This is a genomic window from Halomonas aquatica, assembly GCF_040196335.1.
GTDB classification, from domain to species: Bacteria; Pseudomonadota; Gammaproteobacteria; order Pseudomonadales; family Halomonadaceae; genus Halomonas; species Halomonas aquatica.
The window spans coordinates 192,175-213,158 of the sequence record NZ_JBEGCJ010000002.1 but is presented as its reverse complement, the minus strand read 5'-3'; the positions used below and the strand labels follow the sequence as shown (position 1 = coordinate 213,158).

Here is a 20,984-nt window from a genome sequence, read left to right as displayed (position 1 = left end):
TGGCGGCGCGAACCAGATGCCTCAGTCGGCGGGGCGACCGACCAGCGAGCGGGTCTCCTCGCGGGCCTCGGTCAGCGCCACGCGGATGACGTCGCCGAGCTTGAAGCGCTCCTCATCCTCGATGTGGATACGCCCGTCCTTGTCGTCGATCGCCACCTTCTTGCGGTCGCTGTGCATCAGCGGGGCCGGGATGAAGGCGGTGGCGCCGTTAGCGGTCAGGCGAACCCGCATGCCGCCGCGGTTGATGGCGATGATCTCGGCCTCGAAGGTCTCCTGGGCCTCGGCGGCGGGTGTCAGGTAGCGCACATAGAGCCAGTCCTTGACGTCGCGTTCGGCCAAGCGGTTCAGCCGGCGGCGCTCGGTGAGCTGCTCGGTGAGCGCTTGGCTGGCCTCTGCCGGGGCCTGCTCGCCCTTGAGCACCCGCTTGATCAGGCGGTGATTGACCATGTCGCCGTACTTGCGGATCGGCGAGGTCCAGGTGGCGTAGGCGGAAAGGCCCAGGCCGAAGTGCGGGCCGGGCTGGGCCGACATGCTGGTGAAGCCCTGGAAGCGGCGCAGGCGGGCGTCGAGCCAGGCGTCATCGCGGCCCTCGAGCTCGCGCTTGAGCTCCGTGTAGCGGGACAGATCGGTCAGCTGCTCGCGCTCTACCTGGATGTTCTGGTCGGCCAGGAACTCCTGGGCGGCCTCGGCCTTCTCGGGCTCGAAGGCACGGTGCACGTTGAAGATGCCGTGGCCGACATGCTCGGCGAGCATGTGTGCGCAGCAGGCATTGGCCGCGATCATCGATTCCTCGATCATCCGGTTGGCGATGCGCCGATGCTCGGTGCGGATGCCCAGCACGTTGCCGGCCTCGTCCAGGTCGAAGACGAAGTCGGGGCGGCCCTTGAACACCAGCGCGTGAGCCTCGCGCCAGGCGCTGCGCGCCTCGGTCATGGCTTCCAGGGCCTTGAGCTGTTCACCGATCGCCTCGGCCGGCGCCCAGTCGCCCTGGCCTTCGCACCAGTCGGAGACTCGGTCGTAGGCAAGCTTGGCATGGGAGCGCGCGGTGGCGGCGAAGAAGCGGTAGTCACCCAGGCTGCCGTCGGCGCCGACCTCCAGGGTGCAGGCCAGCACCGGCCGGTCCTGATCCTGCCACAGTGAGCAGAGATCGTCGGCCAGCTGCTCGGGCAGCATGGTGACGTTCTGGCCCGGCAGGTAGACGGTGAAGGCACGGGTGCGCGCCTCCAGGTCGGCGACATGGCCCTCTTCCACATAGGCGGTGGGGTCGGCAATGGCCACGGTCAGCGACCAGCCGCCGTCCTCGCGGGTGCGGATGCGCAGGGCGTCATCCATGTCACGGGTCTTCTCGCCGTCGATGGTGAAGAAGGGCTCGGCGGTCAGGTCCTCCCGGGTGAGGCCCTCGTCGCGCAGCGGCCAGTCGTCGCCGGCATCCGGGCAGTCCTGCTCCAGGGCGTGGCGGGCGAGGGTCACGCGCCATGGCACCGCGGGGTCGTCGGTCTTGGCCACCAGCTCGTCGATCTGGGTGAAGAAGGCGCGGTCGTCGGGCTTGAGGGGATGGCGCACCAGGCGGGCCACCACCCAGTCGCCGTCGGCGATGTTCGCCTCATCGAGGCTGCGCTTGATGCGCGCCTTCAGCGGGTTGTTCATCGTGGGGTGATCGGGGACCACCGCCAGCCGACCATCGCGCTTCTGCACACGGGCGATGAAGCGCGACATGCCGGTCTCGATCAGGGTGTCGGGCTCGACCGACTTCTTGTCACCCTCCTCGTGGAGGATGGCCCCGACGCGGTCGCCATGCAGGACCTGCTTCATGGCGGGGGGCGGCACGAAATAGGAGTCACCGTCGTCGGTCTCGAGGAAGCCGAAACCCCTGTCGGTGGCCTTGATCACGCCCTCTACGCGAGGGGTGTTGTTTCGTATCTGTTGCTTGAGCTGAGCTAGCGCCGAATTGTTCTGCAGCATGGTCTCGATCGGTTGGCGAGTAAGGGGGCCACTATACGGATTCGCGACTCCGGCGCCAAACGCCGCACGGCGCCACCACGGGGAATCAGTCGGTTGCGTTGGGGGGCATGGCAATCGGCGGAGCATCGGCAGGGAAGACAGGCGCGGGGGGCTCCGGTAGCCTTGAGACTTCACGACCCGCGGAAGGCTCCATGACCCCACGACTGATCGTCTCCGACCTCGACGGCACCCTGCTCGGGGCCGACCATGACCTTCACCCGGCCACCATCGAGACACTGCGTGCGCTGGCGGGGCGAGGCCACCACCTGGCCTTCGCCTCGGGTCGCCACTTCCGGGACATGCAGCGCTTCCGGGAGCGGCTCGGGGTGCCGGTGCACGTGATCAGCACCAACGGTGCCTATCTCCACGATACCGAGGATCGCCTGGTCGCCGCGCGTCACCTGGACGCCTCCCTGGCCCGGGAACTGATCGCCCTGCCTCGCCATCCCGAGGTACGCCTCAACCTCTACCATGACGATGAGTGGCTGATCGATGCGGAGGCGCCCGGGCTCCTGGCGCTGCATGCCCACACCGGCTTCGGCTATCGGGTCGCCGATCCCGCCGAGCGCCACGGTGAGGGCGTCGGCAAGGTGCTCTACATCGGTGAGCCGAGCGAGGTCAGGCGTCTGGAGACGACGATCCGTGCCCGCCATGGCGAGCGGTTGCACCTGACCTGGTCGATGGATACCTCACTTGAGATCATGGCCGGGGGGGTGAACAAGGGCACCGCGCTTGCCACGCTGCTCGAAACCCTGGGGCTCGGTCGCGAAGACTGCCTGGCCTTCGGCGACAACCTCAACGACACCGAGATGCTGACCCTGGCCGGAGAGGCCCACGTGATGGCCAATGCCCATCCATCCCTGGCCGGCCGGGTGCCCGAGGCCGAGGGCATCGGCCATCATGATCGTCAGGCCGTGGCCGAACGGCTGCGTGAACGCTTCGGGATGGAGAGCCGACCATGACCACGACGCCTGCCACCCTGATCGTGGTCGATGATGACCCCGAGATCCGCGAGCTGCTGGCCGACTACCTCGGACGCCACGGCATGCGTGCCCTGATGGCCGAGGATGCCGAGGCCCTGTACCGGCTCCTGGAGGTCGAGACGCCGGACCTGCTGGTCGTGGACCTCATGATGCCCGGCGACGATGGCTTCACCATCTGCCGGGACCTGCGTCGCCACAGCGACGTGCCGATCATCATGTTGACCGCCAGCGCCGACGAGACCGATCGCATCCTGGGGCTCGAGCTGGGCGCTGATGACTACCTGGGAAAGCCCTTCAATCCCCGCGAATTGCTGGCCAGGATCAAGGCCGTGCTGCGCCGTGCCCGGGGCCACCAGGAGCCGGCGAGTCCGGCCGAGGCCCGGCTGGTGGCGTTCGGAGACTGGCGACTGGATCGCATGACCCGCGAGCTGGTCGATATCGAGGGCCAGCACATCCCGCTGTCCGGCGCGGACTTCCAGTTGCTGCAGGTGTTTCTCGATCGACCCGAGCAGGTGCTCTCCCGTGACGACCTCTTCGAGCTGACCCGCGGGCGACCGGCGCCGCCCCTGGACCGCTCCATCGACGTGCATGTGTGTCGCCTGCGACAGCGGCTCGGCGAGGATGCCCAGCACTCGCAGTTGATCCGCACGGTCCGTGGGGCGGGCTATGTGCTCACCGCACGAGTCGAGGTCCTGCCGTGACGGCGGCGGATGGCCCGTGGCGGCGGCTGCGCCGGCGTCTGGCGCGAGGCCTGCCGGGCACCCTGCGGGGGCGATTCGTGCTGATCATGGTGGCCGGGGTGCTGGCCGCGCAGCTGGCCAGCTATGTGATCTGGACCTCCCAGGTGCGCGACAGCCGCCTGGCCCAGCTCGACGAGCTGTCGAGCAATGTCGCCTTCAGCGTGGCGTCGACCATGCAGTTCTTCCGTTCACTGCCGAGGGAGTATCGACATATCGTCCTCGACCAGTTGCGCAACATGGGAGGCAGCCGCTTCTTCGTCAGCGTCAACGAGAAGCGCCTCGATGTGGCCGACATCGGCGACGGGCCGGAGAAGACCCTGGTGGTGGATACCTTTCGTCGCGTCCTCACCGAGCAGCTCAACATCGATGAGGTGCTGGTGGAGTTCTCCCGGCCCGAGACCCTGCGCGTCTTCAACAACGAGGTGCTGCTCAAGGACCTTCCTCCGCGCTGGGGGCAGCACAGCCTGATGATGGAGCCCCTCTCGCCGCCGATCCTGGTCGCGCAGCTCGAGCTCGAGCCCGGGACCTGGCTCTACCTGGCCACCATCCTGCCGATCGCCGATGTGTTCGAGCGCACCTGGCTATCCGGGGAGCGCCTGCTGGCCGCGCTGATGGTGCTGTTGACCGTGCTGGGACTGTCGCTGCTGGGCATCCGCAGCATGACGCGGCCGCTGTCGCGGCTCTCGCGGGCCGCCCGCCAGTTGGGCGATGACCTCGATGCCCCGCCCCTGCGCGAGACTGGGCCCCGCGAGGTGGTGTCGACGGCGGTGGCCTTCAACCGCATGCAGCGACGCATTCGGGAGCAGGTGGAGGAGCGTGAGCGGCTCTTCTCGGCGATCTCCCACGATCTCAAGACCCCGATCACCCGGCTGCGGCTGCGCGCCGAGATGCTCGATGACCCCGGCCAGCGGGAGCGGTTCTGCGCCTCCCTCGACGAACTGGATGTACTGGTCAAGGGGGCGCTTGCCTCGGTCAAGGGGCTGGATCTCCAGGAACAGGTCGTCATGGTCGAGCTCGACACCCTGCTGGAGGACCTGGCGGCCGAGCTGCGGCTGCATGGCGGCGAGGTGGTCATCGAGGGGGCGGCGGTGCCCATCGCCGCCAAGCCGCTGGCGCTCAAGCGCTGCCTGGCGAACCTTCTGGAGAACGCGCTGTTCTACGGGCAATGCGCCGAGGTGCGCCTCGAGGATGGTCCGGACCGGCTGGTCGTGACGATCCGCGATCAGGGCCCCGGCATTCCCGAGGCGCAGCGCGAGCGGGTCTTCTCGCCCTTCGTGCGCCTGGAGCCCTCGCGCAGTCGGCATACCGGCGGCAGCGGCCTGGGTCTCGGCATCGCGCGGCATATCGTGAGGGCCCACGGCGGCGACATCGTGCTCGCCAATGCGCCCGGAGGCGGCTTGCTGGTGACCTTGACGCTGCCTCGCCAGGCCAATGTTACCGACCTGCAATAAAGGGCGAACACTTTGCAGGACTCGGTAACGCCTCTTCTCGCGATGACTGGCGTAGCGTATGGGTGTCCCGGTGCGCCGGGGGACCATAACAATACGATACGAGGAATCCACGTCATGCACTCATCCAAGCGACTCCACGCACCCCGCAAGACCGCGCTCGCCCTGGCCACCGGCCTGGCGGCCTCCCTGACTCTTGGCAGCGCCCAGGCGGGCGATGTCGAGGTCCTGCACTGGTGGACCTCCGGCGGCGAAGCCCGGGCGGCCAACGTGCTCAAGGAACTGATGGAGGCCGAGGGGCACACCTGGGAAGACTTCGCGGTGGCCGGCGGCGGCGGCGAGACCGCCATGACCGTGCTGAAATCCCGTGCCATGTCCGGCAACCCGCCCTCAGCGGCGCAGATCAAGGGGCCGGAGATCCAGGAGTGGGGCGAGCTCGGCCTGCTGGGCGACCTTGACGGTGTGGCCGAGGCCCAGCAGTGGGAGACGCTGCTGCCCGAGACCGTGGCCGAGGTCATGCGGCACGACGGCCATTACGTGGCCGTGCCGGTCAATGTCCACCGCGTCAACTGGCTGTGGGCCAACCCCGAGGTGCTCGACGATGCGGGGATCGAGATGCCCTCCACCCTCGACGAGCTGTTCGCGGCCGCCGAGCCATTGCGCGAGGCGGGCTACATCCCGCTGGCCCATGGCGGCCAGGCCTGGCAGGACGCCACCCTCTTCGAGGACATGGTGCTGGCCACCGGCGGCACCGACTTCTACCGCAGCGCCCTGGTCGACCTGGACCCCGAGGCCCTCGGCGGCGAGCAGATGATCGAGGCGCTCTCGACCTTCAAGCGCCTGCGTGAGCTGATGGACGACGACATGTCGGGCCGCGACTGGAACATCGCTACCTCCATGGTCATCGAGGGCGATGCGGCCATGCAGTTGATGGGCGACTGGGCCAAGGGCGAGTTCACCGCCGCGGGCCTCACCGCCGGCGAGGACTATCTGTGCGCACCGGCCCCCGGTACGGCAGACGCCTTCACCTTCAACATCGACAGCCTGGCGATGTTCCGGGTCAGCGACGAAGGCGAGCGCGAGGCCCAGCAAGACCTGGCTCGACTGGTGCTGGAACCCACCTTCCAGAAGGCCTTCAACATGGCCAAGGGGTCGATCCCGGCGCGTCCTGACCTCGACATGAGCGAGTTCGACATCTGTGCGCAGCAGTCGCTGGCCGACTTCCAGCGTACCGCCGACGAGGGCGGGCTGGTGCCCAGCATGGCCCATGGCATGGCCGTGAGAGCCGCCGTCCAGGGCGCCATCTTCGATGTCGTCACCAACTACTTCAACGACAGTGACATGGAGGCCGCCGAGGCCGCCGAGCGCATGGTCAACACGGCCCAGGCTGCCTACTAGGATCCGCAGGCCCAGGGCGCCGCTGCGGCGGCGCCCGTGTTCATCCACGAGGATTGCTCCCATGACACTCTCGACCTCCTTGCGACGGGACGGGCGGGCGAGTCGGCGCTCGTCGTCCGGCCGCCTGCAGGACTGGCTGCCACGCCTGGTGCTGGCGCCCTCTGTCGCCATCTCGCTGTTCTTCGTCTACGGCTTCATGCTGTGGACCTTCATCCTCTCCCTGACCAGCTCACGCATGCTGCCGAGCTACGACTTCATCGGTTTCGCGCAGTACGGCCGGCTGATGGACAACGAGCGCTGGTGGGTCGCCTCGACCAACCTGGTGATCTTCGGCGGCCTCTTCGTGGCGATCTGCCTGGTGCTGGGGGCCTTCCTGGCCATCCTGCTCGACCAGCGAATCCGCCGGGAGGGTACCCTGCGCACGGTCTATCTCTACCCCATGGCGCTCTCCTTCATCGTGACCGGCGTGGTCTGGAAGTGGCTGCTCAACCCCGGGCTCGGTCTCCAAGCCATGGTACGAAGCTGGGGCTTCGAGTCCTTCACCTTCGACTGGCTGATTGATCCCGACATGGCGGTCTACACCCTGGTGATCGCCGCCGTGTGGCAGGCCTCCGGCTTCGTCATGGCGCTGTTCCTGGCGGGGCTGCGTGGCATCGACGACAGCATCATCAAGGCGGCACAGCTCGACGGGGGCAGCCTGCCGCGCATCTACTGGCGGGTGGTGATCCCCTGCCTGAGGCCGGTGATGTTCAGTGCGGTGATGATCCTCGCCCACATCGCCATCAAGAGCTTCGACCTGGTGGTCGCCCTGACAGGCGGAGGCCCCGGCTATGCCTCCGACCTGCCGGCGACCTTCATGTATACCCACGCCTTCACCCGGGCGCAGGTCGGCCTGGGCTCGGCGAGTGCCATGCTGATGCTGGGCGGCGTGCTGGCGATCCTGATTCCCTATCTCTACTCGGAGCTGAGGAGCCGCAAGCATGGATAACGTGATTCGACGTCGTACGCCCGGGGCGCGGGTGGCGCGCCTGGCGCTCTATGCCGTGCTGCTGCTGGCCGCACTCTTCTATCTGCTGCCGCTGGCGGTGATGCTGATCACCTCGGTGAAGCCCCTCGACGAGATCAGCGCCGGAAGCCTGCTGGCGCTGCCGCAATCGCCGACCCTGGCCCCCTGGGCCAAGGCGTGGGGCGAGGCCTGCACCGGCATGCGCTGCGAGGGCGTGGGCGGGTACTTCTGGAACTCCTTCGCCATCGTGATCCCGGCGGTGCTGATCTCCACCGTGGTCGGCGCGCTCAATGGCTATGCCCTGACCAAGTGGCGCTTCAAGGGTTCGGAGCTGCTCTTCGCGCTGATGCTGTTCGGCTGCTTCATTCCCTTCCAGGTGGTGCTGCTGCCCATGGCCCAGACGCTGGGCTGGTTGGGACTCTCAAGCTCTCGGGCGGGACTGATCCTGGTCCACGTGATCTTCGGCATCGCCTTCACCACCCTGTTCTTCCGCAACTTCTATGTCGCGATACCCACCGAACTGGTGTCGGCGGCCAAGCTGGATGGCGCGGGCTTCTTCCGCATCTTCTGGCGCATCCTGCTGCCCGTCTCGGCGCCGATCATCGTGGTCTCGGTGATCTGGCAGTTCACGCAGATATGGAACGATTTCCTGTTCGGGGTGGCCTTCTCGGCCCATGACACCCAGCCGGTGACGGTGGCCCTCAACAATCTGGTCAATACCTCGACGGGGGTGCGCGAGTACAACGTCGACATGGCCGCCGCCATGATCGCGGCACTGCCGACCCTGGTGGTCTACGTGCTGGCCGGCAAGTACTTCGTGCGCGGACTCACCGCGGGGTCCGTCAAGGGGTGAGCAGGGTGCGTCCCCGCCCAGACGGTCAATGAAAAATAAAAGGTAAGCACTCATGTCAGCTCTCGAGATTCATGAGGTCCGCAAGGACTTCGGTAACGAACGCGTCCTCAAGGATGTCAGCCTGGCCATCGAGTCCGGCGAGTTCCTGATCCTGGTCGGCCCCTCGGGGTGCGGAAAGTCGACTCTGATGAACGCCATCGCCGGCCTGGAGCCTGTCACCGATGGCCAGATCCTTATCGCCGACCGGGACGTCACCTGGCTCACCCCGGCGGAGCGCGACATCGCCATGGTCTTCCAGTCCTATGCGCTCTACCCGAGCATGACGGTGCGCCAGAACATCTGCTTCGGCCTGGAGATGCGCAAGGTGCCCAAGGACGAACGCGATGCGGCGGTCGAGCGGGTGGCCGACCTGTTGCAGATCACGGCCCTGCTCGACCGCAAGCCCTCGCAGCTTTCCGGGGGCCAGCGCCAGCGGGTGGCCATGGGTCGGGCCCTGGCCCGGGAACCCGCGGTCTACCTCTTCGACGAGCCGCTCTCCAACCTGGATGCCAAGCTGCGCGTGGACATGCGCACCGAGATCAAGAAGCTCCACCAGCGCCTGGGCACCACCATCGTCTACGTCACCCACGATCAGATCGAGGCCATGACCCTGGCCGACCGTATTGCGGTGATGCGCGATGGCCATATCCTGCAGCTGGGCACGCCGGACGAGGTCTACAATGACCCCGTCGACATCTTCGTGGCCGGCTTCATGGGTTCACCCTCGATGAACTTCATCACCACGACCCTGGAGGGGCAGGCTGGCGATTATCTCGTGCGCATCGAGACCTCGAACGAGGAGGCGCTGGTGTTGCCCTGGCCGGCCTCCCGCGAAACGCCAGCCATGGCCGGCCAGGTGGGGCGATCGGTGATCCTGGGGCTGCGGCCCGAGCACTTCAGCGAAGAGGACGTTCGCCTGAGCGAACAGGCCGAGGGCACCCTCCTGGAGGCGCAGGTCAGTGTGGTTGAGCCTACCGGCGCCGACATCCTGCTGCGCCTTCCCCTGGGGGAAGGTGAGGTCACGGCCCGGGTCGGGCCGAAGTGCGAGGTGACACCCGGCGAGCGATTGTCACTGCGGGTCGATATGGGCCGCGCCGTGCTCTTCGATGCCGAGAGCCAGCAACGGCTCGCCTGAGCCTGTCGTCGCGCCCGGGGCGGCGCTCAGTGCACGGTGATCACGGTGCAGTCGGCGGCGTGACTGATCTTGTGGGAGACACTGCCGACCACCAGTCCCTTGAGGTCGCCCAGGCCCCGGCTACCCATCACGATGGCATCGACGCCACGGCGTGCTGCCTCGTCGAGGATGGTGCGCGCCGGGTCGCCCTGGGCGATCATCGTCTCGATGTGGGGAGCCCCCTGGTCGCGGGCGGACTCGGCGGCTCGGTCCATGACCTGACGGCCGGCCGAGTCGCGCTGTTCCTGGGAGGCCTCGATGGCGATGGCACCGATGCCCCAGACCAGGGTGGCCTCATGGGCGAGCATCTCGGGAATATGCAGCAGGACCAGGGAAGATCCCTCCTGGCGGGCCAGTTGGCAGGCCACGCTCAGGGCCTTCTTTGCGTGCTCGGAACCGTCGACGGGTACCAGGATGGATCGGAACATGATGGAGGTCCTCCATGCGATGACGGAATTGGCTGCCTATCGTCGAGCCTAGTCATCCCACCGGGGGCCACCGTGATGCGGGTCAAGGATGTCGCACTTTTTCGCTCTCTTCACTGGCCTCCAGGCGTCGCAGCTGCCGCCACAGATCACGGCGCAGGTCGGCCATGCGTGGCGCCTCGCCCTCGCTGAACGCCAGCGGCCGGGCCAGGTGCTGGGTGCGCAGCCCCAGTCGCGCCCCCATAAGACCGATGCCTAGCCCCTGGGCGGCTTGGGTCGAGAGCTTGCCGGCCAGGTTCGTCGAGAGCATCTCCATGCTGGCATCCCCGGCGATCTCGCTGGCACCGGCGAAGGCCATCTGGTAGAGCACGCTGCGCAGCAGTCGCAGTCGTGCCGCATAGCCCAGTTTCAGCCCGTAGAGCCGACACAGCCGATCGACCATCGCCAGGTGGCGCCAGGCCACCAGAGCCATGTCCACGAGGGTCAGCGGGCTGACCGCCACCATCACCGCCGTCTCGCCGGACATCCTCGAGATCAGCCGGCGCGCTGCCCGATCGCGGGGCGCGAGCAGGTGATGGTCGAGCAATGCCCGGACCTCGCGGCCGTCATGGTGGGGCTCCCGGGCGGCCAGGAACGCCTGCCAGTGAGGGTGGTCGTCATCCAGGGCCAGGTCGCGCCTGAGCTGCTGCGCCAACGATCGCGCCTGGGTCGGGGTCGCCTCGGGGAGCGCGGCGAGCTGGTCGCGCAGCCTGGCGTGGCGAGTCAGGCGTCGCAGGTGCCAGAGTTCGCGCAGTACCGCCGAGCCGCCCAGGCCGAGTGCCAGCAGCAGCAGCAGGCTCCAGCCGCCGGCCAGCCAGTCGCCGCCGAGGCTGGCGGCATACAGGATGCGGCCGGCCTCCAGGGCACCCAGGCCGAGGCTGCCGCCGAGCAGCGCGAGCAGCCCCCAGCGGCGCTTGCGGGGGCGTATCAGGCCCTCGCCCAGGGCCTGTTCGCTCCTGGCCGCCTCGGGGTCCGGATCGGCCAAGGGCTGGCTCGGCAGTCCTGCATCGAAAGGGTGGCCGGGCTGGGGATCCCGGGAAGGGGCTTCATCTTCGGGCCATTCCTGCAGGGCGAAGTGCTCACCCGGGCGCGGGTCCTGTTCGCGAGGCATGTTCATGACAGCTTGTCTCCGATCAGCCAGTCCAGGGCGGCATCCATGCGAATGTGCGGCAGGGGCGTCCCGGTGTCGCGGTTCAGGGGGCGAAAGGCGGTGAAGTCGAAGCCCTGGCGGGACCAGAAGTCCGCTCGGGGCAAGCGGTCTGGCACCTCGCCGGGAAACAGCAGCAGCGACTCGCCGGCCAGGGTCGTCCCGCGCAGGGCCGGCGAGCGGCGTCCCTGCTGGTTGACCTCGCGGCTCTCGGTGGCGCGAATCGCCGCCAGCGACAGGGCCCTGACCGGCACATCGGCGAAACGCAGGTCCTTGAGCGGGTCGGCGAGCAGGGCCTCGAGCAGGGCGACGACGCGGCCATGCTGCTCGGGGGTGACATGGTCGGCCTTGGTGGCGGCGATGGCCAGGCGGTCGATGCGCGGCGCGAAGAGCCGCGTCAGCAGGCTGCGCTTGCCGTAATCGAAGCTCTGCATCAGGCGGGAAAGCGCGCGGGAGAGATCCTCGAAGCGCTCGGGACCGGCGTTGAGGGCTCCCAGCACGTCGACCAGCACGATCTGGCGGTCGAAGCGGCGGAAGTGTTCCCGGTAGAAGGGCCTGACGATGTGTTGCTGGTAGTAACGAAAGCGTCGCCTCAGGGTGGCGTAGAGGCTCTCGGCCGGAAGGGTGGAGAGCTCGGCGCGATCGGCCTCGGTGATGCCGGGCAGCGGAAAGAACTGTAGCACCGGGGCTCCCTCGAGTTCCCCGGGCAGCAGGAAGCGTCCCGGCTGAAGGTCGGCGAAGCCGGCCTCCCGTGCGGCCCGGAGCCCCGTTGCATAGTGCTCGGCGATCTCGGCGAGGCGAGCCTCGTCGACCTCTTCGGCGGGGTCGAGGTCGCCTACCGCCGCCTGCCAGTCGGCGAACAGGGCGGCGCGCTCGCTGCCGCCGTCGTGGCGCTGGGTCTGGCTCCAGCTCAGGTAGTCGTGGCCCAGCAGCGGCAGGTCGAGCAGCCATTCGCCGGGATAGTCGAACAGGTCCAGGGTCAACTGGCGGGTCTCGCCGCCGAGCAGACCCTGACGCCTGGGCCGATAGCGGATCGCCAGGCGCAGCTCGCTGATGCCGCGGGTGGGCTCTGGCCAGCGCGGCGGCTCATCGTCCAGGGCCGTCATGGACTGGTCGTAGGGGAAACGCGGTACGCCAAGGTCCTGCTGCTGGACCCGGCGGGCACCGAGCAGCCGTCCCTCGCGGGCGGCGGGCAGGAGGTCGAGGCGCGCCTCCAGGCCGGCATGGCGCAGCTGGTTGACCAGCGAGGTGAGAAAGGCCGTCTTGCCAGAGCGTGACAGGCCGGTCACCGCCAGCCGCAGCTGTCGGTCGCGGCCGCGTTCGAGAAAATCATGAAGTTCGCGAGCCAGGGGCTGGCGCATGGGAGGGCGTCCGTTCACCGAAGGTTCAGTCCCAATGTGCGGGCGCGGCGAGCGGCTGGCAAGTCGCGAAGGACACGGGCGAAAGCCAGTGACCGGCCGGCGCAGGCCGCGAAGAGGGTCAGGCTAGCGTGGCGGCAGGCTCCCCACCGGGACGGGCTCCACCAGTCCGAAAAGCTGCAACAGCACGGGGGTCGCGGCGATCACGAAGCCCAGCACCGCCAGGCTCCGGCCGAGCAGCCGACGGCCGGGGCGTCGTGCCAGGGTGAGCCCCCCGATGCAGACCAGCAGGCCCAGGATGTTGAAGACGTAACCGAGCATCTGCAGCAGTTCGAAGGTGGTCATGAGGCTCCCTTGTGGTGGCTGGGGGTGAGGGCGGCTAATCTGTGATGGTATCAGTTCCACCCCGGAGCAAGAGGAGCACATTCATGGAGGAGCGTCGTCCGGAGGCGGTGATCGATTTCTGGTTCGGTGAGTTGAAGCCCGCTCAATGGTTTCGCAAGGACACGGCCCTGGATGCCGAGATCGCCAGGCGCTTCGGTTCGCTGCTGGCCGAGGCCGGCCGGGGAGAGCTGTGGCGATGGCGGGCCTCGGCCCGCGGGCGCCTGGCCGAGGTGATCGTGCTCGACCAGTTCCCGCGCAACATCTATCGAGGATCGTCCCTGGCCTTCGCCTGGGACCCGCTGGCTCTGGTGCTGGCCCAGGAGGCCGTCGCTCAGCGTGCGGACCGCCTGCTGGACATTCCCTGGCGGGCCTTCCTGTTCATGCCCTACATGCACAGCGAATCGCTGACGATCCATGACGAGGCACTGCGCCTGTTCGCCCAGCCGGGACTCGAGGAGAACCTGCGCCACGAGCACCGCCATCGGGACGTCCTGTCGCGCTTCGGCCGCTACCCCCACCGCAATGCCCAACTCGGGCGCGATTCGACCTACGAGGAACTGGCCTTTCTCGACCAGCCCGGTTCGTCGTTCTAGGTGTCTGGTCAGCAACGTCAGGCTTCTCTTCCGCCCGCGTGCCAGGCACCATCGAGCTTTGTTCACCAAGGAAAAGGAGTGTACTCCATGGGAATCATTGCCTGGCTGATCATCGGTGGCCTGGCCGGCTGGATCGCCGGCCACATTATGCGCGGGGGAGGCTTCGGCATTCTCGGCAACATCGGGGTCGGCGTGGTGGGCGCGGTGATCGGCGGGTGGATGTTCAGCCTGCTGGGCCTTCAGGCCGGAGGCTTCATCGGCTCGCTGGTCACCGCCATCGCCGGCGCCGTGGTGCTGCTGTGGGTGATCGCCAAGGTCAGGAAGGCCTGACGTGCGGCGGCGACAGGATGCGCCGGTAGCGATCCAGGCAGTGGTCCAGCCAGTCGCCGTTCAGCGAGACCTCGCGGGGCGAGGCGGGAAGTCTGACGTCCAGCAGGAAGAGCCCATGACGTTCGCTGCCGGCCACTGCCAGGCGCCGGCCGAGCTTCCGTGCGAGGTCGGGCGGCAGGGCCTCGACGCGCCGCCAGGTCAGCCGCAGGGCCTGTTGGTCGACCAGGTACTTTAAGCGCGCCGCATCCTTCAGCACCGACATGCCGCCCTGCGCCACCCCCTGGGATAGGCTCTCCAGCTTGCGGTAGCCCGGGGCCCCGGCGGCACGGCAGGCATGGGCACCCTCCACGAAGCAGCGTTCCCGTTCGGCGGGGTCATCCGGCCAGCGGCCGCCGCGTCGCCGTTCGGGGGTGGCCACGAAGGGCACCACCACCGAGGTGGCCGGCGTGCCGTCGGCGAGCCTCGTCTCGTGCTCGCCGATAATCCCGTGGACCAGCTGCCCCCTGAGCCAGCGGTAGTCACAGGCCTGCTGGATCCTGGCCTGGGCATCGGTGACCGAGTGCTGAGCCCCCTGAAGGGAGCGCAGCAGGGAGAGGGTGCGAAATATCATGGCGCTATCCCGGGTGAATGGAGCGAAAAGGGCGGTAAGCAAGGACCTTGACCATAACAGGCAAGGGTCGTGACGGCGTCAACGGCGCTTGCCTCAAACGCAGAACCGCCCGGCTGTTTCCAGCCGGGCGGTGTCGTTTGCTGCCGTGGTCGGGGTATCCCGTGTCAGGCGGTGGCGGCGGTCTTGCTGCCGACCAGCTCCTTGAGGGACTCCTCGACGATGGCCAGGCCTTCCTCGAGGATCTCGTCCTCGATGGTGACCGGCATCAGGAAGCGGATGGTGTTGCCGTAAAGGCCACAGGAGAGCAGGATCAGTCCCTTCTCGCGGGCCTTCTTGCACAGCGCGCCGGCCAGGTCGGCATCCGGGGTGTGGTTGGCCTTGTCGGTGACCAGGTCGACGGCGGCCATGGCGCCCATGTTGCGACCGTTGTCGACGCAATCGAAGTCCTGCTGCCACCGGGCGAAGCGCTTGGCCAGCTTGTCACCCAGCGCCTGGCTCTTGCCGAGGATGTTCTCTTCCTCGAACACCTCAAGGACCGCCAGGGTGGCCGCGCAGGAGACCGGGCTACCGGTGTAGGTGCCGCCCAGCGAGTTGGCGCCTGAAGCATCCATGACCTTGTCGGTGCCGACGATGGCGGAGATCGGCATGCCATCGGCCATGCTCTTGGCCATGGTGATGATGTCCGGCTCGACGCCGCTGTGCTCGATGGCAAACATCTTGCCGGTACGACCGAAGCCAGACTGCACCTCGTCGATGATCATCAGGATCCCGTGCTCGTCGCAGATCTCGCGGATTGCCTTGAGGAAGCTGGTCGACGCGGGATAGAAGCCGCCCTCACCGAGCACCGGCTCCAGCACGATGGCGGCGGTGTCCTTGGGGTTGGCATCGGTCTTGAGGGTCATCTTCAGGCCGCGCAGGGCCTCGTCCTCGCTGACACCGTGATATGGCACCGGATATGGGGCACGGAAGACGTTGCCCGGCATGGTGCCGAAATCGGTGGCGTAGGGCGCGACCTTGCCGTTCATGGCCATGGTCATGAAGGTACGGCCATGGTAGCCGCCGTCGAAGCAGATGACGTTGTTCTTGCCAGTGGCCGCGCGGGCGACCTTGACCGCGTTCTCCAGCGCTTCGGCACCGGAGTTGGCCAGCATGACCTTGGCATGACCGCGGACCGGGGTGACCTGGCTGAGCTTCTCGGCCACCTTCACGTAGCCTTCATAGGGCATCACGGTCTGGCAGGTGTGCATGACCTTGTCGAGCTGATCCTTGACCGCCTGGACGACCTTGGGATGGCGATGCCCGATGTTGAGCACGCCGATGCCGCCGGCGAAATCGATGATGCGGTTACCGTCGGCGTCCCAGATCAGGGCATTTTCGGCGCGGTCGGCAAACTGGGTGGCCGGGCTCGCGGCCCCGTTGGCCACATAGCGCTGCTTGAGATCGTTGAGCTGTGCGTTGTTCATGGGTCCTGTCTCCTTGGTAAGACGTTGCGGGCGATCAGAGGCCGCCGACACAGACGTATTTTAGTTCAGTGTACTCGTCCAGGCCGTGGCGCGACCCTTCGCGTCCCAGGCCCGATTCCTTCACGCCACCGAAGGGTGCCAGCTCGGTGGAGAGGATGCCCTCATTGACCGCCACCATGCCATACTCGAGCCCTTCCATCACATGCCAGATGCGGCGGTAGTCGCGGGCATAGAAATAGGCGGCCAGGCCGAATTCGGTGGCATTGGCCATGGCGATGGCCTGCTCCTCGGTCTCGAAGCGGAACACCGGGGCCAGCGGGCCGAAGGTCTCTTCCCGGGCCACGCGCATCTCGTCGGTGACGTCGGCGATGATCGTGGGCTGGAAGAAGGTACCCCCCAGGGCGTGGGGCTCTCCGCCGCAGACCAGGCGCCCGCCCTTCGCGAGGGCATCGGCGATGTGGGTCTGCACCTTGTCGACGGCGGCGGCGTTGATCAGGGGGCCCTGTACCACGCCGTCCTCCAGGCCGTTGCCGACCTCAAGGGTGGCGACACGCGCGGCGAGCTTCTCGATGAAGGCATCATAGACGCCGGCCTGGACCAGCAGGCGGTTGGTGCACACGCAGGTCTGTCCGGAGTTGCGGTACTTGGAGGCCACGGCTCCCTCGACGGCGGCATCCAGGTCGGCGTCGTCGAAGACGATGAAGGGCGCGTTTCCGCCCAGCTCCATGGAGGCCTTCTTCACCGTGCCGGCACACTGGGCGAGCAGCTTCTTGCCGACCGGGGTAGAGCCGGTGAAGGAGATCTTGCGCACTCGCGGGTCGGTGGTCAGCACATCGCCGATCTCCGCCGGGCGGGAGGCGGTGACCACGTTGATCACGCCCGCGGGGAAGCCGGCGTCCTCGGCGAGCTTCGCCAGTGCCAGGGCGGTGAGCGGCGTGGCCTCGGCCGGCTTGATCACCACCGGGCATCCGGCGGCCAGGGCCGGGGCACACTTGCGGGTGATCATCGCCAGCGGGAAGTTCCAGGGAGTGATGGCCGCCACCACGCCGATGGGCTCACGGAACACCATGATGCGCTTGTCCTTGCCGTGGCTCGGCAGGGTCTCGCCGGCCATGCGCTTGGCTTCCTCGGCGTAGTACTCGACGAAGGCGGCGCCATAGGCCACCTCGCCGCGGGACTCGGTCAGGGGCTTGCCCTGCTCGAGGGTCATCAGTCGCGCCAGGGCTTCCTGGTTGTCCATGATGAGATCGAACCAGCCGCGCAGCAGGCTGGCCCGCTCCTTGGCGGTCTTGCCACGCCAGGCCGGCCAGGCATCCGCAGCAGCGGATACGGCATCCCGGGCGTCCTCGGCGGTCAGATCGGGGACCTCTGCGAGGCGCTCGCCGGTGGCGGGGTTGGTCACGGCGAAACGGCGTTCGCCATCGCGCCACTGGCCGGCGACATAGGCCTTGTCGATCAGCAGCTCGGGTTGCGTGGACATCGGGGGTTCCTCGTGGCTTGATCATCTTGTTGAACGAGTGTGCATTATTTAAAACAACTCGCCAAGTTTTCGTCGCCCTCGTTTTTCGTGCTCAGGCATCATTCGACCATCGGCGCGGGCATGGCTTTCCGTTACACTATGCCGCCGACTTGCTGCGTTGCGCTGGGCAGCACGGCACGTTCCTGTTCCGGTTTATGTCGAGGTGAGCCTTGGTCGATCCCTTCAATGCCTGGTGGGCCCAGCAGCTGGTGCTGTGTGACTGGGCCTTCGCCCCCGATCCCCTGACGGTGGACGCGGATGCGGCCGTCGAGCGGCTGGCGGCCCTGGGTATCGTCGACCGTGGTGAACTGGGCTGGTGCCTGATGGAAACTCTCGGCACCGGCGGTCACCTCGATCCTGCCCGACTGCTGACCGGCCTGGAACTCGTCGCCCTGGGCGGTGGTGCCGGCTGGCTCGGCGAGAAGCGTGCCGGCGACTGGGCCCAGCGGCTGGCGGAGGAGATCAGCGCCCATCACGCGAGCCTAGATGCCTGGCTGGAGGCATTGCTTCACGCCCGCAGCGCCGATGGCTGGGTGCGAGGAGACGACGGTTTCGTTGATGCCTGCGAGGCGCTGGCGGCCCTCGAGCATGACGGCGATGGCGTGACCTGGGAGATGCTCCAGGAGTGGCTCGCCATCCATCCCCGGGAGGCGGCGTTCTGGCCGACGGCACCTGAACATCAGGTGTGGCGGTTGCGCGCCGCCTTCTCACCGGTCCTCGAACTGCCGGCGGGCGCACTGGACTGGCAGGGGCTCGAGGCCTGGCTGATCGAGGCGTGGCAGATACGTGATCGCGATGACCTGGTGCGCAGCCTGCTGTGGCTGGCCGCCCAGGGCGACCGTCAGGGCTGGGACCTGGACGCCTCGCGGCTGCTCGAGGCCGATGCCGAGGAGCGCCGGCGGTGGAAGGAGGCCCTGTCCGGAGAGGAACGGGGCTATGGCCGGGTGCTGCTGGGCTTGCTGGACCAGGGCGAACCCCTTGAGTGGGGCGCCTGGGACTGGCTGCGGCTGGTCGACCTGGCCTGGGCCGGCACCTGCCTGGGCTGGCTCGACGAGCAGGAGGCTCATGACTTCGCCCTTCACGGGGCCGACCTGCTGCTGCGTCGCTACAGCGACTGGGGGGCCCTGGTGCGAGCCTACCAGCGCGGTCGCAGCCTGTTCGAGGGGCGCAATCTGCTGCCATCCCTCGAGGCCGACTGGTCACTGCTGCTGCAGTCGCCGGTCAGCCCCTGGCGTCCGGCCCTGCAGGGGCTGATCTCGGACGAGCTCATCGAGGGCTCGAGGGTCGCCATGCGCGCCTGGCGCCGTGATCCTCGCCACTGGGCCCTGGCGCTGGCGGCGGTGCGCGAGCCCGAGTTCGCCGCCCGCCAGGGACCGATGACGGAGCTGCCGGCGGCGCGGCGCGAGGAGGCGCGACGTTACCTCATCGAGACCCTCGACCTGCATGCCGACGAGGGTGTGGAGGCGCTATCTCGCTATTGGCTGCCGGCCCAGGCTCACCATCTCAACCAGCTGGCGGCGGATGCCGCCCATGGGGCCTTGCCGCCGGCCGAGACACCCTTCGGCCGCCCGACCCCGGAAGAGATTTCCAGCCGCGACGACCTCAGGCAGGCCAGTCGCCATGCCGCCACGATACACATGGCCGAGAAGTTCGCCTTCCACCTGCAGATGGCCATGGACAGCGGAGACTTCGATGCGCGCCGTCTGGCCGGGTTGACGGGTGCCCTGAAGGGCTCGCTGTGTCGCTTCTATCCCGATGCCCGTCGCCTGCTCCAGGCCTGGGCCCACTGGGAGAGCCTGCTGCCCGAGCCCGAACAGCCGCCGATGGTCGCGGAGATCCGCTGGCATCTGGATGACCCCGGCAGCCTCTTCCATTGGCTCGATTGGCGAGGCGGGGAGTGGCACGAGCCTGGCCCGCGGCCGACGCTCGCCCACTTCACGGCCATGGCCCTGGTGGGCCCGCTCAACAGCCCGGCATGGAGCCTGCCTCAGCCGGAGAGCGAGCGCGAGTGCACAGCCATCCGCGAATGGGTCGACGGCCACTATGCCCTGCCCGGGGAGGCTGAGCTTGCCGAGTTCCTCGAGTACCTGATCGAGGTGGGTGACCGTCAGGAGTTTCAGATCAACTACGCGCCCTATACCCTCAACCATGGGCGGCTGGTGTCGGAGATCGCCACCCTGGAGAGCGGAGATTGCAGCGAGGAGGAGGGCGCTCACCTGCTTCGCCTGAAACGGGTCAGGGACAACGAGGACGGCTGCACCGATATCGACCTGGCCGCCTGGGATATCGCCCAGGCCGTGGATCTGGCCATCGCCGGTCGCCAGCTCGGCTGGCTGGGTGAGGCGCCATTCCTCCGTCTGCTCGAGCGTGCCCATGCCCTGGCCAGTGAGCATTATGCGGGCTGGGAGGAGTATGCACGCGGCCTTCATGCCGGCTTCTCTTTCTTCATGGGCGAGACGCCAGAGCGCGAGAGCTTTCTGGCTGGCTTCCGTCAGGCCCTGGTCGCCTGGCTCTCCGGTGCGCCCCCCCTGGTCGGTGCCTGGGCCAGCCTGGACTTTCCCGGCGCGCGGCCTCGCCACTGGGCGCCTCTGCATATCGATACGCTGCCGGGCGACAGTCGCACTCTCCACTGAGAGCTCGCGTTGTCGAGAATCTTTGGTTTATAGTCCGCACTTTGTATTCAATGGCTCCTCCTTTCGGGAGCCTTCTCCAGGCCGCGAGCCGCCCAGAGGTCGATGTGGCAGTGATGCTGGATGCTTTCCGGCAACACCTGCACAGCGACAACCCGTAGAATCAGAGAGACGCATGGCGTCGATGGACTGGGTAGGGCTCCGAGAATGAGGTCGTTGCAGGATGCTTGACACACGCATGTGTCGTGTCGGAGTCATGGGAGCCGCACTGGCAATGCTGGCGGCCTGTGCCTCGTCAGGCGGCAGCAAGGAAGACCCTGTCGTGGGTGCCTACTTCGCCCGGGATCTGCCGGGCATGCCCGCCGATCCCCTGATGTCACCCGTGGAGAACCCCATCCTCGAGGCCCGTGGCCTGCACAATCCGCCACCGAGGCTGATTCGCAGTGCCCTGCTGGCTCAGCATGAGCGCTGGGCCGGAACTCCCTACCGGCTCGGTGGGGCCTCCTCCCGGGGCATCGACTGTTCGGCGCTGGTCCAGAACATCTTCAACGACACCTTCCGCTTCGATCTGCCGCGTACCACCGAGGAGCAGGTACAGGCGGGCCTCGAGGTCGAACGTGACGCCCTGCGTCCCGGCGACCTGGTATTCTTCCGCCCCCCCGGCGCCTACCACCATGTGGGCATCTATGTCGGCGAGGGCCGATTCCTGCATGCCTCCACCTCTCGGGGCGTGATGATCTCCGATCTCGACAACCGCTACTGGCAGCGCCACTACTGGCAGGCACGGCGTACCCTGGAGCCGGTCATGCTGGCCCAGCGCCTGACCACCACCGGCGAGGGCTGA

Annotated in this window: 19 protein-coding genes; 11 read left to right on the top strand and 8 right to left on the bottom strand. The window is 67.6% G+C overall.

Translation table 11 applies throughout. The features are described from left to right. Positions 1 to 21: 21 nt before the first annotated feature. A complete protein-coding gene (locus ABE960_RS04160) occupies positions 22 to 1,962 on the bottom strand; it encodes an exoribonuclease II (RefSeq protein ID WP_349760982.1) in 1,941 nt (646 codons plus the stop codon). A 191-nt stretch (positions 1,963 to 2,153) separates the two neighbouring features. Here ABE960_RS04160 and ABE960_RS04155 point away from each other — a divergent pair, with 191 nt between their 5' ends. The 7 genes from ABE960_RS04155 (at position 2,154) to ABE960_RS04125 (ending at position 9,603) form a co-directional block, all read left to right on the top strand. Next, positions 2,154 to 2,963 carry a Cof-type HAD-IIB family hydrolase gene (locus ABE960_RS04155; protein WP_349760981.1) on the top strand — a complete coding sequence of 270 codons (810 nt, stop codon included), beginning with the start codon at positions 2,154 to 2,156 and terminating at the stop codon, positions 2,961 to 2,963. Further along, complete coding sequence (locus ABE960_RS04150) at positions 2,960 to 3,685, top strand: response regulator (RefSeq protein WP_349760980.1); 726 nt, start codon at positions 2,960 to 2,962, stop codon at positions 3,683 to 3,685. Before ABE960_RS04155 ends, ABE960_RS04150 begins: the two co-directional genes overlap by 4 nt. Positions 3,686 to 3,771: 86 nt before the next feature. Next, on the top strand, positions 3,772 to 5,175 hold the full coding sequence (locus tag ABE960_RS04145) for an ATP-binding protein (RefSeq protein WP_349761386.1): 1,404 nt from the start codon (positions 3,772 to 3,774) through the stop codon (positions 5,173 to 5,175). Positions 5,176 to 5,289: 114 nt separating this feature from the next. Beyond that, positions 5,290 to 6,570 (top strand): ABC transporter substrate-binding protein, encoded by a 1,281-nt coding sequence (locus ABE960_RS04140; RefSeq protein ID WP_349760979.1) that lies wholly within the window; start codon positions 5,290 to 5,292, stop codon positions 6,568 to 6,570. A 61-nt stretch (positions 6,571 to 6,631) separates the two neighbouring features. After that, on the top strand, positions 6,632 to 7,558 hold the full coding sequence (locus ABE960_RS04135; RefSeq protein WP_349760978.1) for a carbohydrate ABC transporter permease: 927 nt from the start codon (positions 6,632 to 6,634) through the stop codon (positions 7,556 to 7,558). Continuing rightward, positions 7,551 to 8,429, top strand: a complete 879-nt coding sequence (locus ABE960_RS04130; protein WP_349760977.1) for a carbohydrate ABC transporter permease — start codon at positions 7,551 to 7,553, stop codon at positions 8,427 to 8,429. The genes ABE960_RS04135 and ABE960_RS04130 overlap by 8 nt, the downstream gene beginning before the upstream one ends. 52 nt (positions 8,430 to 8,481) lie before the next feature. Then, on the top strand, positions 8,482 to 9,603 hold the full coding sequence (locus tag ABE960_RS04125; RefSeq protein WP_349760976.1) for an ABC transporter ATP-binding protein: 1,122 nt from the start codon (positions 8,482 to 8,484) through the stop codon (positions 9,601 to 9,603). A gap of 26 nt (positions 9,604 to 9,629) precedes the next feature. On the opposite strand, the gene ABE960_RS04120 is transcribed toward ABE960_RS04125, so the two are convergent. The 4 genes from ABE960_RS04120 to ABE960_RS04105 form a co-directional block, all read right to left on the bottom strand. Next, positions 9,630 to 10,070, bottom strand: coding sequence for a universal stress protein (locus tag ABE960_RS04120; protein ID WP_349760975.1), 441 nt, complete (start codon positions 10,068 to 10,070; stop codon positions 9,630 to 9,632). Positions 10,071 to 10,152: 82 nt separating this feature from the next. After that, positions 10,153 to 11,223 (bottom strand): TIGR01620 family protein, encoded by a 1,071-nt coding sequence (locus tag ABE960_RS04115; protein WP_349760974.1) that lies wholly within the window; start codon positions 11,221 to 11,223, stop codon positions 10,153 to 10,155. Further along, a complete protein-coding gene (locus tag ABE960_RS04110; protein ID WP_349760973.1) occupies positions 11,220 to 12,614 on the bottom strand; it encodes a YcjX family GTP-binding protein in 1,395 nt (464 codons plus the stop codon). The genes ABE960_RS04115 and ABE960_RS04110 overlap by 4 nt, the downstream gene beginning before the upstream one ends. A gap of 123 nt (positions 12,615 to 12,737) precedes the next feature. After that, positions 12,738 to 12,956 (bottom strand): hypothetical protein, encoded by a 219-nt coding sequence (locus tag ABE960_RS04105; protein ID WP_349760972.1) that lies wholly within the window; start codon positions 12,954 to 12,956, stop codon positions 12,738 to 12,740. Between the two features lie 83 nt (positions 12,957 to 13,039). Between ABE960_RS04105 and ABE960_RS04100 the strand changes: the two genes are divergently transcribed. Together ABE960_RS04100 and ABE960_RS04095 are read left to right on the top strand one after the other, a co-directional pair. Next, the gene (locus ABE960_RS04100; RefSeq protein WP_349760971.1) at positions 13,040 to 13,588 is read left to right on the top strand and encodes a DUF924 family protein; all 549 of its coding nucleotides are present in this window, start codon (positions 13,040 to 13,042) and stop codon (positions 13,586 to 13,588) included. Positions 13,589 to 13,675: 87 nt separating this feature from the next. After that, entirely contained in the window at positions 13,676 to 13,918 is a 243-nt protein-coding gene (locus ABE960_RS04095) for a GlsB/YeaQ/YmgE family stress response membrane protein (protein ID WP_349760970.1), read from the top strand. Here the strand turns inward: ABE960_RS04095 and ABE960_RS04090 are convergent. The 3 genes from ABE960_RS04090 to ABE960_RS04080 all read right to left on the bottom strand — a co-directional run bounded on the left by ABE960_RS04090 (position 13,905) and on the right by ABE960_RS04080 (position 17,471). Beyond that, positions 13,905 to 14,528, bottom strand: coding sequence for a hypothetical protein (locus ABE960_RS04090; protein ID WP_349760969.1), 624 nt, complete (start codon positions 14,526 to 14,528; stop codon positions 13,905 to 13,907). The genes ABE960_RS04095 and ABE960_RS04090 overlap by 14 nt on opposite strands. Positions 14,529 to 14,692: 164 nt before the next feature. After that, positions 14,693 to 15,991: a 4-aminobutyrate--2-oxoglutarate transaminase gene (gabT, locus tag ABE960_RS04085; RefSeq protein ID WP_349760968.1), complete on the bottom strand. Its 1,299-nt coding sequence runs from the start codon at positions 15,989 to 15,991 to the stop codon at positions 14,693 to 14,695. 34 nt (positions 15,992 to 16,025) lie between these two features. Next, on the bottom strand, positions 16,026 to 17,471 hold the full coding sequence (locus ABE960_RS04080) for an NAD-dependent succinate-semialdehyde dehydrogenase (protein ID WP_349760967.1): 1,446 nt from the start codon (positions 17,469 to 17,471) through the stop codon (positions 16,026 to 16,028). Between the two features lie 209 nt (positions 17,472 to 17,680). Between ABE960_RS04080 and ABE960_RS04075 the strand changes: the two genes are divergently transcribed. Together ABE960_RS04075 and ABE960_RS04070 are read left to right on the top strand one after the other, a co-directional pair. Then, positions 17,681 to 20,143: a DUF1266 domain-containing protein gene (locus ABE960_RS04075; protein WP_349760966.1), complete on the top strand. Its 2,463-nt coding sequence runs from the start codon at positions 17,681 to 17,683 to the stop codon at positions 20,141 to 20,143. 235 nt (positions 20,144 to 20,378) lie between these two features. After that, complete coding sequence (locus ABE960_RS04070; protein WP_432765333.1) at positions 20,379 to 20,984, top strand: NlpC/P60 family protein; 606 nt, start codon at positions 20,379 to 20,381, stop codon at positions 20,982 to 20,984.

What these genes read in the sequence shown, in the direction of transcription:
- ABE960_RS04160 (WP_349760982.1), bottom strand. Translation starts at nt 1,962, where the DNA reads ATGCTGCAGAACAATTCGGCGCTAGCTCAGCTCAAGCAACAGATACGA.
- ABE960_RS04155 (WP_349760981.1), top strand. Translation starts at nt 2,154, where the DNA reads ATGACCCCACGACTGATCGTCTCCGACCTCGACGGCACCCTGCTCGGG.
- ABE960_RS04150 (WP_349760980.1), top strand. Translation starts at nt 2,960, where the DNA reads ATGACCACGACGCCTGCCACCCTGATCGTGGTCGATGATGACCCCGAG.
- ABE960_RS04145 (WP_349761386.1), top strand. Translation starts at nt 3,772, where the DNA reads ATGGTGGCCGGGGTGCTGGCCGCGCAGCTGGCCAGCTATGTGATCTGG.
- ABE960_RS04140 (WP_349760979.1), top strand. Translation starts at nt 5,290, where the DNA reads ATGCACTCATCCAAGCGACTCCACGCACCCCGCAAGACCGCGCTCGCC.
- ABE960_RS04135 (WP_349760978.1), top strand. Translation starts at nt 6,632, where the DNA reads ATGACACTCTCGACCTCCTTGCGACGGGACGGGCGGGCGAGTCGGCGC.
- ABE960_RS04130 (WP_349760977.1), top strand. Translation starts at nt 7,551, where the DNA reads ATGGATAACGTGATTCGACGTCGTACGCCCGGGGCGCGGGTGGCGCGC.
- ABE960_RS04125 (WP_349760976.1), top strand. Translation starts at nt 8,482, where the DNA reads ATGTCAGCTCTCGAGATTCATGAGGTCCGCAAGGACTTCGGTAACGAA.
- ABE960_RS04120 (WP_349760975.1), bottom strand. Translation starts at nt 10,070, where the DNA reads ATGTTCCGATCCATCCTGGTACCCGTCGACGGTTCCGAGCACGCAAAG.
- ABE960_RS04115 (WP_349760974.1), bottom strand. Translation starts at nt 11,223, where the DNA reads ATGAACATGCCTCGCGAACAGGACCCGCGCCCGGGTGAGCACTTCGCC.
- ABE960_RS04110 (WP_349760973.1), bottom strand. Translation starts at nt 12,614, where the DNA reads ATGCGCCAGCCCCTGGCTCGCGAACTTCATGATTTTCTCGAACGCGGC.
- ABE960_RS04105 (WP_349760972.1), bottom strand. Translation starts at nt 12,956, where the DNA reads ATGACCACCTTCGAACTGCTGCAGATGCTCGGTTACGTCTTCAACATC.
- ABE960_RS04100 (WP_349760971.1), top strand. Translation starts at nt 13,040, where the DNA reads ATGGAGGAGCGTCGTCCGGAGGCGGTGATCGATTTCTGGTTCGGTGAG.
- ABE960_RS04095 (WP_349760970.1), top strand. Translation starts at nt 13,676, where the DNA reads ATGGGAATCATTGCCTGGCTGATCATCGGTGGCCTGGCCGGCTGGATC.
- ABE960_RS04090 (WP_349760969.1), bottom strand. Translation starts at nt 14,528, where the DNA reads ATGATATTTCGCACCCTCTCCCTGCTGCGCTCCCTTCAGGGGGCTCAG.
- gabT (WP_349760968.1), bottom strand. Translation starts at nt 15,991, where the DNA reads ATGAACAACGCACAGCTCAACGATCTCAAGCAGCGCTATGTGGCCAAC.
- ABE960_RS04080 (WP_349760967.1), bottom strand. Translation starts at nt 17,471, where the DNA reads ATGTCCACGCAACCCGAGCTGCTGATCGACAAGGCCTATGTCGCCGGC.
- ABE960_RS04070 (WP_432765333.1), top strand. Translation starts at nt 20,379, where the DNA reads ATGTGTCGTGTCGGAGTCATGGGAGCCGCACTGGCAATGCTGGCGGCC.